Source organism: Edaphobacter acidisoli, assembly GCF_014642855.1.
Taxonomy (GTDB): Bacteria; Acidobacteriota; Terriglobia; order Terriglobales; family Acidobacteriaceae; genus Edaphobacter; species Edaphobacter acidisoli.
The window spans coordinates 1,466,809-1,485,052 of record NZ_BMJB01000001.1; the positions used below are offsets into that span (position 1 = coordinate 1,466,809).

13 protein-coding genes and 1 tRNA gene are annotated in these 18,244 nt (G+C 58.8%); 8 read left to right on the forward strand and 6 right to left on the reverse strand.

All coding sequences use genetic code 11. The annotated features are described in order from the left end of the window. Positions 1-94: 94 nt before the first annotated feature. The 4 genes from groL to IEX36_RS05990 all read left to right on the forward strand — a co-directional run bounded on the left by groL (position 95) and on the right by IEX36_RS05990 (position 6,104). Entirely contained in the window at positions 95-1,765 is a 1,671-nt protein-coding gene (gene groL / locus IEX36_RS05975; RefSeq protein WP_188758353.1) for a chaperonin GroEL, read from the forward strand. Between the two features lie 197 nt (positions 1,766-1,962). Next, positions 1,963-3,120, forward strand: coding sequence for a tetratricopeptide repeat protein (locus IEX36_RS05980; RefSeq protein ID WP_229668748.1), 1,158 nt, complete (start codon positions 1,963-1,965; stop codon positions 3,118-3,120). Between the two features lie 24 nt (positions 3,121-3,144). Further along, positions 3,145-4,920 (forward strand): chloride channel protein, encoded by a 1,776-nt coding sequence (locus IEX36_RS05985; protein ID WP_188758355.1) that lies wholly within the window; start codon positions 3,145-3,147, stop codon positions 4,918-4,920. 80 nt (positions 4,921-5,000) lie between these two features. After that, complete coding sequence (locus IEX36_RS05990) at positions 5,001-6,104, forward strand: Gfo/Idh/MocA family protein (protein ID WP_229668749.1); 1,104 nt, start codon at positions 5,001-5,003, stop codon at positions 6,102-6,104. A gap of 2 nt (positions 6,105-6,106) precedes the next feature. Here IEX36_RS05990 and IEX36_RS05995 read toward each other — a convergent pair whose 3' ends face one another. From IEX36_RS05995 to IEX36_RS06005, 3 genes are all read right to left on the reverse strand, one after another. Next, positions 6,107-7,060 carry a vWA domain-containing protein gene (locus IEX36_RS05995; protein ID WP_188758356.1) on the reverse strand — a complete coding sequence of 318 codons (954 nt, stop codon included), beginning with the start codon at positions 7,058-7,060 and terminating at the stop codon, positions 6,107-6,109. A gap of 66 nt (positions 7,061-7,126) precedes the next feature. Next, the gene (locus IEX36_RS06000) at positions 7,127-9,607 is read right to left on the reverse strand and encodes a TonB-dependent receptor (RefSeq protein ID WP_229668750.1); all 2,481 of its coding nucleotides are present in this window, start codon (positions 9,605-9,607) and stop codon (positions 7,127-7,129) included. 24 nt (positions 9,608-9,631) lie between these two features. Then, positions 9,632-10,600 (reverse strand): quinone oxidoreductase family protein, encoded by a 969-nt coding sequence (locus tag IEX36_RS06005; RefSeq protein ID WP_188758358.1) that lies wholly within the window; start codon positions 10,598-10,600, stop codon positions 9,632-9,634. 219 nt (positions 10,601-10,819) lie between these two features. On the opposite strand from IEX36_RS06005, the gene IEX36_RS06010 reads away from it, so the two are divergent. Continuing rightward, the gene (locus tag IEX36_RS06010; protein ID WP_188758359.1) at positions 10,820-11,392 is read left to right on the forward strand and encodes a hypothetical protein; all 573 of its coding nucleotides are present in this window, start codon (positions 10,820-10,822) and stop codon (positions 11,390-11,392) included. 64 nt (positions 11,393-11,456) lie between these two features. Beyond that, positions 11,457-12,323, forward strand: a complete 867-nt coding sequence (gene bla / locus IEX36_RS06015) for a subclass B3 metallo-beta-lactamase (RefSeq protein WP_188758360.1) — start codon at positions 11,457-11,459, stop codon at positions 12,321-12,323. An 86-nt stretch (positions 12,324-12,409) separates the two neighbouring features. Here the strand turns inward: bla and IEX36_RS06020 are convergent, their stop codons facing one another. Next, a complete protein-coding gene (locus IEX36_RS06020; protein ID WP_188758361.1) occupies positions 12,410-13,384 on the reverse strand; it encodes a glycosyltransferase family 2 protein in 975 nt (324 codons plus the stop codon). A gap of 171 nt (positions 13,385-13,555) precedes the next feature. On the opposite strand from IEX36_RS06020, the gene IEX36_RS06025 reads away from it, so the two are divergent. Next, positions 13,556-13,705 (forward strand): hypothetical protein, encoded by a 150-nt coding sequence (locus IEX36_RS06025; protein ID WP_188758362.1) that lies wholly within the window; start codon positions 13,556-13,558, stop codon positions 13,703-13,705. Between the two features lie 11 nt (positions 13,706-13,716). Here IEX36_RS06025 and ispG read toward each other — a convergent pair whose 3' ends face one another. Continuing rightward, complete coding sequence (gene ispG / locus IEX36_RS06030) at positions 13,717-14,949, reverse strand: flavodoxin-dependent (E)-4-hydroxy-3-methylbut-2-enyl-diphosphate synthase (RefSeq protein WP_188758363.1); 1,233 nt, start codon at positions 14,947-14,949, stop codon at positions 13,717-13,719. A 172-nt stretch (positions 14,950-15,121) separates the two neighbouring features. On the opposite strand from ispG, the gene IEX36_RS06035 reads away from it, so the two are divergent. Continuing rightward, positions 15,122-15,198, forward strand: a tRNA-Arg gene (locus IEX36_RS06035). Between the two features lie 726 nt (positions 15,199-15,924). Here the strand turns inward: IEX36_RS06035 and IEX36_RS06040 are convergent. Continuing rightward, positions 15,925-18,132: an endo-alpha-N-acetylgalactosaminidase family protein gene (locus tag IEX36_RS06040; protein ID WP_188758364.1), complete on the reverse strand. Its 2,208-nt coding sequence runs from the start codon at positions 18,130-18,132 to the stop codon at positions 15,925-15,927. Between the last annotated feature and the right edge of the window lie 112 nt (positions 18,133-18,244).

An 18,244-nucleotide genomic window follows, 5' to 3' on the forward strand; every position in this document is an offset into this window, starting at 1 on the left:
ATGCCGTACACCGCGGCCACGCCGCCTAATCGGCGCTTCGGGCGCCTCACTCAAAACATTTTGATTGGTCGCTGACCAATACAGGAGCAGCAACATGGCAAAACAGATTCTGCACGGAGAAGATTCACGTCAGGCGATCCTGCGTGGCGTCAACACGCTCGCGGACGCAGTCAAGGTGACGCTCGGCCCCAAGGGCCGCAACGTCGTCATCGAGAAGAAATTCGGCTCTCCCACCATCACCAAGGACGGCGTCACCGTCGCCAAGGAGATCGAGCTCGGCAACGCGCTTGAGAACATGGGCGCCCAGATGGTCCGCGAGGTCGCCTCGAAGACCTCCGACGTCGCCGGTGACGGCACCACCACCGCGACCGTTCTGGCCCAGGCCATCTACCGCGAAGGCGTCAAGACCGTTGCCGCCGGCGCAAACCCGATGGCGCTCAAGCGCGGCATCGACAAGGCCGTCGAGGCCATCATCGGCAAGCGCGACGAGAACGGCGTTCCCGTCGGCGGCGCACTCTCGAAGCTGTCCAAGCCCGTTTCCGGCGACATGATCGCGCAGGTCGGCACCATCTCGGCCAACTCGGACTCGCAGATCGGCACCATCATCGCCGAAGCGATGAAGAAGGTCGGCAAAGACGGCGTCATCACCGTCGAAGAGTCGCGCACCATGGAGACGCAACTTGAGGTCGTCGAAGGCATGCAGTTCGACCGCGGCTACCTCTCGCCCTACTTCGTCACCGATGCAGAGCGCATGGAAGCGGCCCTCGAGAACCCCTACATCCTCATCTACGAGAAGAAGATCTCGACGATGAAGGACCTGCTCCCCCTGCTCGAGCAGATCGCCCGCACCGCCAAGCCACTCGTCATCATCGCTGAGGACGTGGACGGCGAAGCGCTGGCGACCCTGGTCGTCAACAAGCTGCGCGGCACCCTCAACGTCGCTGCCGTCAAGGCCCCTGGCTTCGGCGACCGCCGCAAGGCCATGCTGCAGGACATCGCAGTCCTGACCGGCGGCAAGGCCATCACCGAAGACCTCGGCATCAAGCTGGAGAGCGTCAAGATCGAGGACCTCGGCACCGCCAAGCGCGTCACCATCGACAAGGACAACACCACCATCGTCGACGGCGGCGGAAACGATAGCGACATCGCAGGCCGCGTCAAGGAGATCCGTTCGCAGATCGACAAGACCACCTCCGACTACGACCGCGAGAAGCTCCAGGAGCGCCTCGCCAAGCTGGTCGGCGGCGTTGCCGTCATCAAGGTCGGTGCAGCCACCGAGACCGAGATGAAGGAGAAGAAGGCCCGCGTCGAAGACGCCATGCACGCCACCCGCGCTGCGGTCGAGGAAGGCATCGTCCCCGGCGGCGGTGTTGCCCTGGTACGCACGACGAAGGCTGTCGATGAGGTCATCAAGGGTCTCGAAGGCGACGAGAAGATCGGTGCTTCGATCATCCGCCGCGCCATCGAGGAGCCTCTGCGCATGATCGTCTCGAACGCAGGCGAAGAGGGCGCAGTCGTCATCGGCAAGATCCACGAATCGAAGGAGCACAACTTCGGCTACAACGCCGGAACGGGCGCCTACGAGGACCTGGTGAAGGCCGGCGTCATCGACCCAACTAAGGTCACGCGCACTGCACTGCAGAACGCAGCCTCGATCGCTGGCTTGATGCTGACCACCGAAGCGATGATCTCGGAGATCCCCGAGAAGAAGGAAGCCCCCGCAGGCGGCCACAACCACGGCGGCGGCATGGACGGCATGTACTAAACCATCGCTGCAAAATAAAACAAACCCCGAAGGCCATGCGTGCTTCGGGGTTTTCCTTTTTGGTGCATGTCACGCCGCAACCTCTGTATCTCATTTGGCGCGGCCATCCACGTGGCCTAGACTGAAATCAGGCGCTGATGCAGGCACGATAGCTTGGCGTACTCTCTGCGTTTGCGATGAATGTGGAAACCGCCAGTTTGGTCACCGAAAAACGGAGATTGATTGTCCACGACACTCTGGCTATTGCCGTGTTGTCCGCCGTGACAGTGGTGCTGTTTGTCGTTACGCTCTTTCTGTTTCGCTCCTTCGAGTCCCACCGTGACGAGCTGGCAAAGCGCTGGTCTGGCCGCGGAGCCCGCGCATTGTCTGACGGCCATCCCATCCAGGCCATCGGCGCGCTGCGAACGGCTCTTACGTATTCGCCAGGCAATCGCAATTACCAGCTACTGCTCGCGCAGGCATTGGACAAAGCCGGCCACACCGAAGAGTCCTACAACTACTTCCTCGGCCTGTGGACCACGCAGCCAGGCGACGGCCAGATCAACCTCTGGCTCGCACGGCTCGAAGCCAAACGAGGCAACCGCGCCGACGCAATCAAATACTACCGCGCATCAATCTACGGCACATGGGAAGGCAACGGCGTAGAGCGCAGGCGCGATGTGCGCCTCGAACTGGCCCAGTATCTGCTCGACCAGAAGCAGGACAACGCAGCGCGATCGGAGCTCCTCATCGCAGCAGGCAACAATCCCAGCGACCCCTCATTCGAGATGAAGCTGGCCGGAATGTTGGCCCAGGCAGGCGATCCGGGAAACGCGCTCACATCCTTCGAAAAGGTAATCGCAGCCCAGCCGAGAAATGCGGATGCCCTCATGGCCGCCGGACGCCTGATGTATGCAAACGGCATGTTTCTCGACGCGCGCCGCCTGCTCGACCGTGCCGACGCCGAGTACGACGCACACAAAGGCACGAAGAAGCCCGACGACCTGCCCGGGCTGCTTCAAAACTCCCAACGTGGAGTCGAGCTCGTACCTTCAAAAAGGTTGAAGGAGCGCGACCGCATAGCCCGCATCCTGGTCGCTCGCAAAATTGCACAGAAGCGGTTCGCGGCCTGCAGCCTCCAGGTTGCGCAATCCGGCCAGTCGCCCTCCTCGCTGCAGGTGCTCAGCTCCGCCTGGACAGGCGATCTGCCAAGCGCAACCGGCAAAGCGCTGCTCAACGATCCCGACGCCGCAGACGCTACCCTCAAACTCATCTTCGATACCGAGGTCCAAACCAACCAGGTCTGCGGCGCGCCCACCGGAGACGACGCGCTGCTGCTGTTGCTCGCGCAGTCTCCCAACGCACAGGAGGAATAATCCAGGAGTGAAGAAAGCGACGTCATGGACATAGAGCCCGCAGCAAACGAAATAAAGCCGCCACGCTCAGTGTGGTCTGATCCGCTTGAAGCGGCGAAGATCGCGCCCGACCGTGAAGAGCGCCTGTTCCTGCTGCTCTCTATCTTCATCGGCGTCATCTCCGGCCTGCTCGTCGTCGCATTCCGCATGGCCATCGAGTGGCTGCGCGTACTGCTGCTCGGCTCCTCGCCCGGCCCCGGGCAACATCGTCTCCTGATTGTGCCCGCGCTCGCCGGAATCATCATCGCGTTGCTTACTCGCTACGTCTTTCCTAACGTGCGCGGCAGCGGCATCAACCAGACCAAAGCCGCGCTCTACATCCACAACGGATACATCTCCTCGCGCACCGTCATCGGCAAATTCCTCCTCTCAGCGCTCGCGATCGGCAGCGGCCACTCCCTCGGCCCCGAAGACCCATCGCTGCAAATCGGCGCAGGCGTAGCCTCACTCATCAGCCGCCGCGTCGGCATGTCAAAAGCGAAGCTCCGCATCTTCGCCCCGATCGGTGCGGCAGCCGGCCTCGCTGCTGCATTCAACGCTCCCATCTCTGCAATCCTCTTCGTCATCGAAGAAGTCATCGGCCAGTGGAGCGCCGCCGTCCTCGGCTCCATCGTGCTCTCCGCTGTGTCCAGCGTCGTCGTCGCCCGCTGGTTCTGGGGCTCGGAGCCGATGTTCCGCATCCCGCCCGTCAACTTGCGCGACCCGCGCGAGCTGCTTGCCTACGCAGTGCTCGGCGTCGTCGGCGGCATCTTCGCCCTGATCTTCTCGAAGGCGCTCGGCTATCTGCGCCCATGGCTTCGCAAGCAACCCACATGGTCGCAATTGCTACAACCAGCCGCAGCGGGCCTGATCGTAGGCGGCATCGGCTACTTCGGCCTGCCACAGGTCATGGGCGCAGGATACGAAGCAATCGACCAGGCCATGCACTCGCAGTTCGCCTGGAAGATGCTTCTGATTCTCGCCATCTTCAAGCTCATTGCTACAACAGTCTCTTTCTCCAGCGGCACACCAGGAGGCATGTTCGCCCCCACACTCTTCGTCGGCGCGATGCTCGGCGCATCTGTAGGCGCATTCGAAAAACTCTACTTCCCTCACCTCACCGGCTCGCTCGGCTCCTACGCGCTCGTAGGAATGGGCGTGCTCTTCGCGGCATTCCTGCGCGCTCCACTCACATCCGTCTTCATGGTGCTCGAAGTCAGCGGCAACTATTCCATTGTCATCCCTGTAATCCTCGCGAACACGCTGGCATACCTCATCGCCCGCAGCCTGCAACCAGTCCCCATCTTCGAACTCATGACCAACCAGGACGGCCTCTATCTCCCATCCATGGAAGAGCAGCGCGAAGAAAGCAATCTGCACATCGAAGACGCGATGCACCCGGTAGCCGTGCCCGTGCTTCACGCCGCATGGACATTGGACGACGCATCACGCGAACTCGCTCAGTATGGTGGCCTCAAAAACATACCCATCGCGCTCATCCGCTATACCAACGGCACCTGGTACACCGCAAAGAGCGAAGAGCTGGCAGCCATCTTCGCCAACCCCGCAGGCAAAGACGAGCACCCCTCCGCTGGCCACTCCTTAGGCGAGCGCTTCGGCACAGAGCGCACCCCGCTGCTCTTCCCCGACCTGCCACTCGACAGCGTCCTCCCATACTTCGAACGCTGGCCGCTCCTGCCCATCACCAACCGTGCCCAGCGCGGGTCACTCGAAGGCGTCGTAACCCTCGACGAAGTACTCAAACGCTACCAGCAGCATTGAAGATATACACAAACTCAAAAACAGATTACGATTCCTCTGAATCGATTTAGAACAACATCGCCGCATCGAAAGAGGACACCATGAATCTGTCGCGTCGTGACTTTTCAAAGCTGGGTGCAATGGGTCTGGCGTCCCGTATGCTGCCCGAAGGATTCGGCCAAACCAGCAGCCGCAAAATCGGCTACTGCGTCATCGGCATCGGCAGAATCGCCGACCACTTCCTCCGCGGCGTGCAGGAGAGCTCCCACTCAAAGATCACAGGCTTCGTCAGCGGCCATCGAGACAAAGCCGAGCGCTTCGCCGCGCAATACGGCGTGCCGAAAGACTCCATCTACAACTACGAAGACATGGACCGCATGATCGACAACAAGCAGATCGACGCCGTCTACGTCGCCCTGCCCAACAACATGCACGCCGAGTACACCATTCGCTCCGCCAAAGCAGGCAAGCACGTCCTCTGCGAAAAGCCCATGTCCACCACCGTAGCCGATGCCGAAGCCATGATCGCCGCCTGCAAATCCGCAAACGTGAAGCTGATGATCGCCTACCGCCTGCACTACGAACCCTTCAATCTGAAGGCCATCCAGATGATCCGCAACGGCGACATCGGCGAGGTGCAAACCATCAACGGCGCCTTCGGCTTCAACTCTCCTCAAGGCGAGTGGCGCCTCACCAAAAAATACGGCGGCGGAGGCTCACTCTTCGACGTAGGCATCTACGTCGTAAACGCGTGCCGTTATCTCACCGGCGAAGAGCCCGCAAGCTTCACCGGCATAACGTCAACGCTCGACCACGATGGCCGCTTCAACGAAGTCGAAGAGAATGTCTCATGGACGATGAAGTTTCCCTCAGGCATCCTCGCCACCGGCAGCAGCACCTATGGGACGCAGATGCCCGGCTACTTCAAAGTCTTTGGCACAAAAGGCTGGCTCGGCATGAACCCTGCGTACAACTACGACGGCCTACGCCTGCAGGCAAATTACTGGAAGACGCCAGGAAGTCCGCTCGTGAAGATTGACGAGATCAACCCCGAGCGCGACCCGAAGCAATTCGCCCGCGAAGCCGACCACATGTCCGAGTGCATCCTGAACAACCGCACGCCGTCGAGCCCCGGCGAAGAGGGCCTCCGCGACATGCGCTACATCAAAGCCATCTATCACGCCGCAGGCGTAGACGTGGCCTGAACTTACTCCGCTGTCGCCGAAACGGTATTTCCCGGACGCACCAGTTGCGGCGCGCGCAGCTTCGTCTTGGCAAGGTTCGTCTTCACATTGATCCGGACAAGGTCCTTATTGCCCGACGCCGTAAATGTGGCAACATACGACTCCGACACCGCTTTCTTGAACTGATCGAGAAATGGCGTCAGCGAGACGGGGCTGAGACTCCCTTGATAGAAGGACGTGCCGCCCGTCGCATCGGCTACCTGCTGAAGATAGCTCTGGCCGCTGAAGCTGCTGCGGCCGCCCCGCCATCCCGCATCCGAATAGTAGATCGAGTACACCGGCACACCGGCGCGCTGCGCATCGGTGATAGCAGCCGAGACATATGGGCTGTCCTGATTGGCCATGCTCGTACTGCCGTTATACGGATCAACACCATTCGTAATCATCAACACGAAACGCGCCTTCGCTTCAGGCCGCGATGTCTGTTGCAGATCGACCTGGCGCTCGCTCCCTGAGGGCCAACTCTTCACAAAGCTCGAGAGGCAGAAGTACGGACTGGCGTTCACGCCCGCTGTGCCTTGTGGCAGGCGCAGAGCATTCGCAGCCGCTGCATGATCGGTTGTAAAGTTCTGCGCAACCGTCACTCCGCCATACCGCATATACCCAACCATCACCTCCGTGCCCGATGGCAACCCCATCAGAAAGCTGCGCAACTCATCCAGATTGCGCCCCACACCCAACCTCAATCCATCATCAATCAGCAGCGCCACCTGCGCTCCGCCAGGCTTGACAAGCGAGATACTCGTCAGCGGCGTAGCGCGGTCATTCACCTTCAACATCACGTTGCTGGTTGTAGGAAGAACAGGCGCCTTCGAATCCACCTGAATGATCGTTTGTGTCGGTGTAGGGCCCTCCTGGGCCTGCACCGCACCCGTGGCCAAAATAGAAAGAGTAAGTGCGAGGAAGTAACGAGTCATTTTGCTCCCTTCAGCCTGTTAGACGTTGAAATCGTGCAGAATGTCGCGGTATTTGCGAGGTACGCCTCACATGCCGCCAAACCGGATCTTCAATCCCGCTCGAACCGTAAACGGCAAACCAGGATAACCAATCGGCCCAATATGCTGCTGGCTGAGCAGATTGTCCAGCTGCGCATACACCGTAGCGTGTCTCGTGACCGTAAAGAGCAGGTTCGCATCCAGCTTGGCAAAGCCAGCGTCGAGATTGCGATTCGGCAGCAGCAACGTGTTCCCGCCATTGAAGTCGTTATAAAGCTGAAACGTCGAATCGTCACTACGACTGGCAAGCGAGCCTTTGATCGCAGCAGCAAACCGCGTGCGCATGTACTCCACCGCAAAGAACCCCGTCTGCGGAGGCCGCCTGAAGGGACGGCTCCCGACAAGCGGTGACAGCGCCCCAATCGCAACTCCCGGAATATTCGGATTCGTCGTCGGCGTGCCATTGTTTGCCGCCACCGCATCGCTGGCAAACGACTGCAGCACAATCGGCGCAAGATACGTGTAGCCTCCGCGCATGAAGACATGCGTGAACGGCTGATACTGCGCCTCAAGCTCCGCTCCCTGCGCGCGAAAAGCCAGCGAGTTCAGCGCCGCTCCATAAAGCTGATTGGCAATACTCGGCGGAATCCCAAAATACTTCGTCAGGCTCGTCGAATCCGCAACCTCAATCTGGTGGCTGAACTGGTTATGAAAATAGCCGGCCTTCACAATCAGCTTCTGCCCAAGAATGTTCTGGTCCACTCCCAGGTCCCACGTGCGCGAGCGTTCCTCACTAATCGGCGTCACGTGATACGCCGCAATCGCATCCTGATTTCCACTCTGAACGAGTTCCGTGTACAAGCTCGAAAACTCCGCCGCCAGCGATGGCTCCTGCACGCCAGTAGCGAAGCTCGCGCGCAACCGCGTGCCATGAAACTTCCGCATACTCGGCCGCACCGGCACATAAGCCAGCCCAATGCGAGGCGTCCCGGCAATGCCATACAGATGGTTCTTCTCCACCGCGCCGCCCAGCGAGTAGAAGACGCGGTTCTTCACGTCACCCTGAAATTGCAGCGTGTACTCAAAGTTCGGGCGATCGATCTTCTCATCCTCAAATGCCGCCGGATCGACAAACCTTCCACGCTCATCCTCATAGCGAAACCCAAACAACGCAGTCATGCGATGAGGAAACGCATAATCAGACTGGTAGTAAAGCTCATCCCGATTGGCAACCGTATCTTCCGAAGGAGAGAAGAACGCCGCCTGTCCCGTAGCGCTATAACCATTGGCCCCGCGAATCGTCACCGTGTTGCCGTAGTAAGTCGTATAGCTGACGCCGCCGAACACGCTCGTCACCGGCTCACCCACCGGAGCAAACTGCTGCACCTGCTCACGCTTCCGCGCAATGCCATAGCGGACCAGGTTGTGCCACTTCCCCGCAGCAAGATTCTCCAGCGTCAGCCCCGAGTAGATGTCCTGATCACTCTGCTTGCCCGAAGCCGCAATCCCATAAAATCCAATCGCTCCCGGCAGCCCCGTCGCCGAATCCGCATTCCTCAGCGTAAACCGGGCCTGCGTATTCGTCGTAATGTTGTACCCGATGTTCGCCACACTGGTCGCCGAGTGATACTGATCGTTCGCCACCGTGTTCGAAGTGTCGAACCTGCTGAAGCCCGCATAATAATCCAGCCGCGAGTGCGCTCCCGAAACCACAGCCTCATTGCGATACGTGCGAAAGTTCCCCGCATCGCCCGAATAGTTCACCACCGGCCGCAGCGAGCTGCCACGCGGCGTCACCAGGTTCACCACCGAAGCCGCCGCATCCGACCCATACAGCGCCGAGTTCGGCCCGCGATAAAGCTCCAGCCCGCTCAGCCCCGTAGTCGACACCGTCCCAAAATCAAAGACCCCGCCCGTATCCTCAGCCGGAACGCCATCAATCAGCACCTTGTTCGCATCCGAGTTTCCGCCGCGCACAAACAGCGAAGCCACCCCGCCATACTGTCCCGTCTGCACCACAACGTTCCCCGGCGACTGCCGCAGATCATTCACAATCCCTACCTGCGTCGCCAGGTCTTTCATCGGAATCAGCGTCACCGCAGAGCTGGCCTGCTGAATCGGCGTCGAGATGCCCGTCGTCGTCACCGTCACCTGCTCCGTCACCGAAGCCGCTTCCAGCACAACATTCCGCGTAACCACATCCGTCCGCCCACCATAAAAATCCGGGCTGATATTTGGCGAGAAAGTCGTAGCTGCCGTCAGCAGCACAAAGCGGCCCGTGTCGGCGGTGCGAATCTCATAGCTCCCATCCGCACCCGAAACCCCAATCGCAACCGCCAGTGTCCCCTGAATCAGCCTCACCTGCGCTCCGGACACAACCGCGCCAAGCGGGTCCGTCACCACTCCGCGAACGATCACCGCGCGCGCCGCCGCCGTCACAATAAACAGCGCAGCCAGCAACGTGGCCAACCCACGCGGCATGCGCAAAGACAGTGTGCGGAAGGCAAAGAGCATCGGTACTTCCATCATACCGGCGGCCGCACGCTCTCGCGCTCAGGGAATCAGAATCAGCTTGCCAGTCGTCCTGCGCGACTCAAGTTCCCGATGCGCCTGCGCAGCCTCCGCCAGCGGATACGTATGCTCAATCCGCAGCTTCAGGCTTCCATCCGCCACTCCACGAAACACATCACCCGCCCGCGCCTCCAGGTCCTCGCGCGTGGCAATGTAGTCCTTCAGTGTCGGCCTCGTAATGTAAAGCGATCCCATCAGCGACAGCCTTATCAGATCAAACGGAGGCACCGCGCCGCTCGACCCTCCAAACAGCACCATCGTGCCACGCGGTCGCAGCACCTCCAGCGACTTGTCAAACGTTGTCTTCCCTACAGAGTCATACACTGCATGAAGTCCCGGTCCCGACGCCAACTTCTTCACCTTCGCGGCAAAGTCCTCGCGCGTATACAGAATCACCTCATCGGCCCCGGCATCGCGCACCAGCGCGGCCTTCTCGTCGGTCGAAACCGTCGTAAACACACGAGCGCCACGCGCCTTCGCCATCTGAATCAGCAACAGCCCCGTGCCTCCAGCCCCGGCATGAATCAGCACCTCATCCCCACTGCGTATCGCATAAGCCGAGTGCGAAAGATAATGCGCCGTCATCCCCTGCAGCATCACAGCCGCAGCCTGCACCGCCGTCACACCGTCCGGAATATTGACCAGCCGCGCAGCCGGAGCAACTGCAAACTGAGCATACGTTCCCGGAACTCCGCACCATGCAACACGGTCGCCCGCCTTCACGCTCGTCACGCCCGCGCCCACTGCGGTGACAACACCAGCAGCCTCCTGCCCCAGCGTGTAGGGCAGCCGCGCCGGATACCGCCCCTCACGAAAGTATGTGTCAATAAAGTTCACGCCCGCGGCCTCAATGCGAACAAGCGCCTCACCCGCGCCAAGCGTGGGCATCGGCAGTTCCTGCATCGTCAGCACATCTGCCGGTCCGGTCGTAAGCATCTGAATTGCCTGCATCAATTGCCTTCCTTTAAAAATCTTTCTTTGAACACTCACTCGAAGTGGGCAAAAAAAAACAGCCTCACCCGTTGCATCTCCGTTACGCCTTCAACACTTTACCTGAAGATTTTTTGCTATGCCTAAAAAGACAGAACTAGAATAGCTCCGTCACCGAGACCCTCACCGGCAACGGCTGAAACGCTTGAGAGCAAACAGAAATCGATGGATAAAAATAGAATGGCTGACTCAAAATCCTATCTCATCGCTTCTCTGGCGATTGCCTGTCTGGCAGTAACAGCAGGCTGCCACTCGCACCTGCACCATATCCAGCTCTCCGACGCAGCCATCGAAGCAGGCCGCGTCGACACACCACAAGCCTCCGCAAAGAAGATCGCCGGCGCAGGAATCTCCGTCATCTCCGCCTGCGCAACCCAGCCTTACGACAACGCCAGCAAAGGCATCATCGTCGACGAGCCAGGCCTGCACGAAGACGTACTCGATCTGCGCGATCAAAAGTCCTTCCGCGCCGTCCCCTTCGGCCTCAGCGAGGCCCGGAGACTCGAATCCTTGCTGGAAAAGGAAACCAGCCTCGCTGGACACCCATACCCCGCGGAGCAGATCGCCTGTATCCAGCAATTTGCCTCGCATCTGCGCGATCTTACCCAACCACTCGTCGAAGCCGACGACGAACAGAAGCAACTCGACGTCTCCGCCTTCGACAAAGCCTCAAAAGAAGCCGAGCAGGAGACCGATGAGCAGACGCAGCAGGAAGAGAAAGCCATCCACTCCGCTCCATCCACCAATCAGTAACCGCACCTCATCAGTAACGCATCCTTCCACACCAAATTCACATCACCCAGCATTACGCTGATTCATGCTCTTTCGCGCCCTCATCCTCGCCTGCACCACACTCCTCTTTACCAGCGGAGCCGCCGCACAAAACAACCCCGACTGGTACGCCCCACAAAAGCCCTTCCACATCGCCGGAAACCTCTACTACGTCGGAAGCCGCGATCTCGCCTCCTACCTGATCACCACGCCGCAAGGCGACATCCTCATTAACAGCAACTTCGAGCGCTCCGTTCCGCAGATACGCAAGAGCGTCGAAGAGCTAGGCTTCCACTTCAGCGACATCAAAATCCTGCTCATCAGCCACGCGCACATAGACCATGCCGCCGGCAGCTCTGCCATCAAAAAACTCACCGGCGCGCAGTACATGGTCATGGACGCCGACGTTCCCGTCATCGAATCCGGTGGCCGCAACGACTTTGCCTACGCCCACTCCGCCGACATGCACTTCCCACCCACAAAAGTTGATCGCATCCTTCACGACGGCAGCCAGGTGCGTCTCGGCGGCACCGTTCTCGTCGCGCATCTCACCCCCGGCCACACCAAAGGCTGCACCACCTGGACCATGAAAGTCACCGAATCCGGCAAGACCTACAACGTCGTCATCATCGGAAGCCCGAACATCAACCCCGGCTACAAGCTCGTCAACAACAAGCAGTATCCGCAGATCGCACAAGACTACGAGAAGACCTTCCGCGTGCTCAAATCGCTACCCTGCGACATCTTCCTCGGCGCACACGGCAGCTACTTCGATCTACAGGAAAAACTCCCGCGCATGAAGCCCGGAGCACCCAACCCCTTCATCGACCCCGAGGGCTACAAAACCTATGTCGCCCAACACGAAGAGATGTTTCAGAAGGAATTAGCAAAGCAGACCAGGCAAAAGACGTAGCGCTCATTTCGCAGATAAAGACCACGGACTGTGCTGAAGTTGCGGATTTGTTGTTTCAAATCCGCACAATCCGTGGTCAATTATTTTTATTGAAGCAAGCTCTCTTCAGACCGCAACCGCAAAATCCGGTCCACCGCATACGGAGCGCGGTGCGAGGCCGTAAAGAAGTGCCGCACCTGCAACTCACCAAGCAGCCCGATCCCCATCATCTGAATGCCCGCCAGAATCAAAATTCCAGCAATCACGAAGATGGGGCCATGAACATCCATAATGTGCTGGCCCGTCAGGATCTTCAGCACCAGCAGCCACACCGCGAGCCCCGAACCCGCTGTCATACCAAGCGCACCGATCGTCCCAAAGAAGTGCAGCGGCCGCGTCATGTAGCGCAGCAAAAAGCGAATCGTCAGCAGGTCGAAGAAGACCCGGAACGTACGCGAAATCCCATAGTGGCTCTTGCCAAACTCACGCGCCGGATTCGAAATCGGAATCTCGCAGATGCTCGCGCCATACCAGCTCGCCAGCGCCGGAATAAACCGGTGCATCTCGCCATACAGCGGAATATTCTGGATGACCTCGCGCCGATAAGCCTTGAACGTCGTGCCAAAGTCATGAATGTTCACGCCGCTGAAGTACGCCATCATCCAGTTCGCAACGCGCGAAGGAATACGCCGCATGATGAAGTTGTCACCGCGCTGCGCCCGCCATCCGCTCACCACGTCGTAGCCCTCTTCGAGCTTCGCCAGAAAGTTCGGAATCTCATCCGGATCGTGCTGCAGGTCGCCATCCATCGCCAGGATGAACTCCCCCTGCGCATGATCAAAACCCGCGGCCAGCGCCGACGTCTGCCCGAAGTTCCGCCGCAGCTTGATCACCAGCACCCGCGAATCCACCGCCGCAATCTCTTCCAACAGCCGATACGTCCGGTCACGCGATCCGTCATCCACCAGCACCAGCTCGAAGCTCTCACCCACGTGTTCCATCACGGCCTTCAGCCGGTCATAGAGCGTGGTGACATTCTCCTCTTCGTTATGGAAAGGGACAACAATCGAATACTTCGGCACGGTTTGATAATACTCCTGTTCTCGTTTCTTCCTACCTATCTTTAGACCGCTCGTGACACGAGTTTGGTTCAGATTAAAGGATGCATCCAGCCCCTCGGCGATTCGCAGGATTTCAACGTTTCTCTCGAAACCCAAGCATCCCCGAGCATCGTGAACGCCGTCTCTCCAGGTATGATCCGCAAACTAAAATCCGGAGAATATCGCCTCTACTCCCGCAAAGCGAACCCCAAAACCGGAAAACGGCGCAATCTCGGCACCTTCGACACGCTCGAAAGAGCCAAGCAACACGAGCGCGAGATCCAGTACTTCAAGCGCCACTAGCCGCAGGCTACTTAGGCCCCAACCAACACCTTGCCATACCGCTTCTCCACATACTCGTCCAGAATCACCTGAAACTCTTCGACAATCCGGTCGCCCTTCAGCGTCGTATACAGCTTCCCGTCCACATACACCGGAGCCTTCGGCTCCTCAAACGTCCCCGGCAGCGAGATCCCAATATTTGCGTGCTTCGACTCGCCCGGCCCATTCACCACACAGCCCATCACCGCCAGCTTCAGCTCCTCGACGCCCGGATAGATCTTCTTCCACTCCGGCATCTGCGCCACCAGATACCCCTGAATCCGCTCCGCCAGCTCCTGAAAATACGTCGAAGTCGTCCGCCCACAACCCGGGCAGCTCGTCACCTGCGGCATAAAGCTGCGAATCCCCAGCGACTGCAAGATCTGCTGCCCGCACCGCACCTCCTCCGAGCGATCACCCCCCGGAGTAGGCGTCAGACTCACGCGAATCGTATCGCCAATCCCCTTCAGCAGAAGAGGTGACAAGCCGGCAGTCGAGGCAACAACGCCCTTCATGCCCATCCCAGCCTCGGTCAGCCCAAGATGCAGCGCATAGTCGCACCGCCCGGCCAGTTCGCCATACACGTCGATCAGGTCGCGCACACCCGAAACCTTCGCGCTCAAAATAATCTGATCGCGCCGCAGCCCATACCGCTCCGCAGCCGCCGCATTATCCAGCGCCGAGACGACCATCGCCTCCATCATCACATCCCGCGCCGGCAGCGGCTCCGCCAGCTTCGAGTTGTCGTCCATCATCTTCGTCAACAGCGCCTGGTCCAGCGACCCCCAGTTCACCCCAATGCGCACCGGCTTCTGGTGCTTCACCGCAACCTCCACCATGGTGCGGAAGTTGTCATCATCCTTGCGCCCAATCGAGCAGTTGCCCGGATTGATCCTGTACTTCGCCAGCGCCTTCGCCGTCTCCGGATACTTCGTCAGCAGCAGATGCCCGTTGTAGTGAAAGTCGCCAATAATCGGCGTCGTCCAACCCTTCTTCGCGATGCCCTCGACGATATAAGGCACAGCCTTAGCCGCGTCCTCGTTGTTTACCGTCACGCGCACCATCTCCGACCCCGCACGAGCCAGCGCAGCAACCTGCTGCACCGTGGCTTCGACATCCGCCGTGTCGGTATTGGTCATCGACTGCACCACCACAGGTGCATCCGACCCCACATGCACCCCACCAATATTCACCGTTACTGCACGTCGACGCACGATTTCAGGCATAAAGTCTCCACCCTCAAGTTTACCATTCCGACACGTCCGCGCCCGCACGATAGACTAGTTACGGCAGTTGGTTTGATGTGCATCTGTTAAGGGCACGGCTTCAGCCGTGCCACTCAGAGATCAATGATCGAGGGGGCTTTAGCCCCTGAGGTACGCTTCAAACCTCTCCCATGGCCCGGTAGCTCAGTTGCATAGAGCAGCGCACTCCTAACGCGAAGGTCGCAGGTTGGACTCCTGCCCGGGCCACCAGCTTACTTATGTTTGAGTCGCGGTATCCGTCAGGACTCCTTGCCCGGGCCACCATTAGCCACAAATCTTCGCAGCTCGGTACCCGTCAGGACTCCTGCCCGGGCCACCATCAGCCAACCCCACCCCGTCCTCAGACTAAGGGCTTATGCCCCCATAAAGAATCCAGACAGGACCCTTCTTTGCCGTGATGAGATCAGCATCTCCCATAGGGCATTGAATGCAGTCGATCTGGACAGTGCTGTTGCTCTTCCAGGTGGCATTCACCGTATATGCACCTGGAACAATCAGCACATTGTTCTCAGAGTCCCAACCGTCCTTAGATGCGTGTAGATTTACCACAGTTACGGCCGGGGCTATTGCCCCATGATCATTCGAGTCCACCTCTAAAACCCAACGTCCATTCGGCGACGAAAATCTAGCAGAAGAATTACCGGCACGGTTACATCCAGCAAGAACGATAATTGCTAAGAACGAGCAAATCAACATCGGCTTCATCGACATATCCTAGATATGAAATCGGCAGTGAAACAACATCGTCATGCCGGCCACCACATTAAGGCCGACGTCATCCCTTGCATAGCATAAGCCCGTACCGCCTGCTCCTATTCTCATCCCCAGATGGCCGACTCCAGCAACTACGAGCTCGCAAAGGCCATGCGAGGCAAACACAAACGCATCGCGCCTCTTCGAAGGGCTGCATAAAAAGCGCCCTGGTGAAAAAAAGCATTATGCCTTCTGCTGTGCGAGGTCTTTTCGATAGAGCATGACTGGCTGGCGCGCCTGCACATTGACGGTGACGCTTCGATTATCCAGTTGAAAATGGACAGGCTCTTTCCCGCTGGGTGACAGGGCCACTGCCGTCACTTCGCTGGGATTCCAATCACCCGGAAGGACAGCAGTAAGCGGACCAGCGGCCACACTGTACAGTGCTATACGGTCTCTCCCAATAGGACAGAACGTTGCTCCATTTCTCGCTACTTCGGCTCCGTCGAGCGATACAGAGTAGCTCTGTTTCTTCCAATCAATGTCGATGTGGTTGCCTGCACCTTCCAACGTGGTGAGCGTCGTGTCCTGATTGCGTTCAAAGCCCTCAATGTTGAGCAGATGAAGTTTGAACCAGGGAACCATCGCCAGGTAAAAGCAATCCAGCATCCGGTCAAGAGGCGCATCGCCGTTGAAGATGTTGTGCTGCGCTTCGCCGTAAAACATCATCAACAGCAGAATGTCGTCCGAGTTTTTCGCGCGCCCCCAGACCGCGCTTTTGCGATAGATCATGGAAAGCATCGGGATGGGACTTCCGCCAAACGGGCACGGCTTGGGGCCGCCTGCGTACCAGCTCATGCTCATCTTGCCGATGAATGGATATCGAAGCCCCTCGGAGGTCACATCGACTCCGTGCTTCTTAAATTCTTCGAGCACACGATAACGCCCCGCGTAAAGATTTCTTATTCCACTCGCAGGACGCTTCCGGTCCCAGTCGTTGCGAATCGCATAGTACGAAAGCACATCGACGTGGATTGTTCCCGGCAATTTGTAGCGTTCGCAGCTGTATCGAACACGCTCCGGGCCCGGCCCTTCCATGTACTTCGCGAGCCCCTGGATATAAGATTCCTCGCCAGTCCACTCGCGGCTCTTCCACAGATCGCCATCCGGCTTGCGTGCAATCATCGCCTCATTCCATGCAGGGCTGCTGCGGTATGCGTCGTCGTAATTATCCGAAAGGCTCACCGTAGCATTCAACGGTTTGGTCCGTTCCATTAAACGCATCATGCCGTCATAGCCGCCAATACGCTCGTCAACAACATTGACTGCGGGATAGCCCGTATCTTTGCCGCGAAACTGCCAACCCCACAGGTGCACCAGTTGAGGCGAGTCGTCCGTCATGGCATGGATGGTGCGAATCATCTCTTCGCAGTGTTCAAAGGTGGCCGATGGTTTGGGAAACTTCGGCTCATCGACACGGATTCCATAGACAAACTTATCGTCGTAAAAATGGTTCGGAATCTCAGGCATTCGCGCGCGAACCAGACGCGCCCCATCAAGCCAACCGAGCCCTGCGCCCGAGGCAGAGGGTTCAAGAAAATCGAGACGGCACGACGATGGCTGGTCAACGAGCAGGTTCGGCGTTGTCTGGTTGCCGCAATCCTTCGGTGCTCCTCTACCCAGGTTCATGTCATAGCAGGCCCCGCCGTCGACACGATGGACCTTGGTCGTTCCCATGGACGCGCGCCTGCCAGGGGCTTCTCCTGTGACAGAGAGAAGAGTGCCGTCCATATAAGCAGTTGTCTCCTGCACGCACACCGCACCGGAGTGTCCAGTCATGATCACGGGAAGCACACCGTTGATCTCTCCCCAGAATGTATTCAGTCCGAGCTTGCCTGCATGTGCTTCGCCAAGCGAGACGAAATCTCCGCCATCGTCACCATGGGCCAGCCACGCAGCGCTGTCGTCTTCGCTGACGCTTACAAGCGTCGGCATGGGAAGCGAGATGAGTTCGAAACCGGGACTCTCCCGAATGTCTTCCAACGTAACGCGAACGGTATTGCCCTGGAGCGCATAACGCAGTGTGAACGTTGCAGCCGAAGTACCCGAGATGGCTGCTGCAAAGTGAAAATCCGCATGACGCTGCGCCGTGGAATGACCTGTCGGTCGCACTTCGACATCCGAGAAGGACCACGGACTATGACGGCAAATGCGTGCCTGCAGCGGAGTGCCGGCGCTTTCACCACGGAAGACAATGCCGGATTTCAGCAGACGGTACGTGAGTGGAAGGCCGTTGGAGCTATCCAGCGCCAGCTCAAGCGAGGACGTCCGCAACACCACATGCTGTTGCTTCGCATGCGTATCCAGTGCAGCCAGTTGCGGAAACATCTTCTGGCTTCCGGCAACGGCTACACCAGTAACACCAAGCTTCAAAAGTTTTCGGCGATTCATATCTGTACCGACCTTACGCATGTCATTTCCTCGTGGATGCTCATGAATCAGTGTTGAGAGCTATACCGCGGGCCGGACAGCCAGCACAGTTTCGGCTGGATCGCCCGGCCCA

Excerpts from the sequence above, each read along its gene's own strand:
- IEX36_RS05995 (WP_188758356.1), bottom strand. The coding sequence starts at position 7,060 with ATGACTCGTTACTTCCTCGCACTTACTCTTTCTATTTTGGCCACGGGT.
- ispG (WP_188758363.1), bottom strand. The coding sequence starts at position 14,949 with ATGCCTGAAATCGTGCGTCGACGTGCAGTAACGGTGAATATTGGTGGG.
- IEX36_RS05985 (WP_188758355.1), top strand. The coding sequence starts at position 3,145 with ATGGACATAGAGCCCGCAGCAAACGAAATAAAGCCGCCACGCTCAGTG.
- bla (WP_188758360.1), top strand. The coding sequence starts at position 11,457 with ATGCTCTTTCGCGCCCTCATCCTCGCCTGCACCACACTCCTCTTTACC.
- IEX36_RS06025 (WP_188758362.1), top strand. The coding sequence starts at position 13,556 with ATGATCCGCAAACTAAAATCCGGAGAATATCGCCTCTACTCCCGCAAA.
- IEX36_RS06000 (WP_229668750.1), bottom strand. The coding sequence starts at position 9,607 with ATGATGGAAGTACCGATGCTCTTTGCCTTCCGCACACTGTCTTTGCGC.
- groL (WP_188758353.1), top strand. The coding sequence starts at position 95 with ATGGCAAAACAGATTCTGCACGGAGAAGATTCACGTCAGGCGATCCTG.
- IEX36_RS06010 (WP_188758359.1), top strand. The coding sequence starts at position 10,820 with ATGGCTGACTCAAAATCCTATCTCATCGCTTCTCTGGCGATTGCCTGT.
- IEX36_RS06005 (WP_188758358.1), bottom strand. The coding sequence starts at position 10,600 with ATGCAGGCAATTCAGATGCTTACGACCGGACCGGCAGATGTGCTGACG.
- IEX36_RS05990 (WP_229668749.1), top strand. The coding sequence starts at position 5,001 with ATGAATCTGTCGCGTCGTGACTTTTCAAAGCTGGGTGCAATGGGTCTG.
- IEX36_RS06040 (WP_188758364.1), bottom strand. The coding sequence starts at position 18,132 with ATGAATCGCCGAAAACTTTTGAAGCTTGGTGTTACTGGTGTAGCCGTT.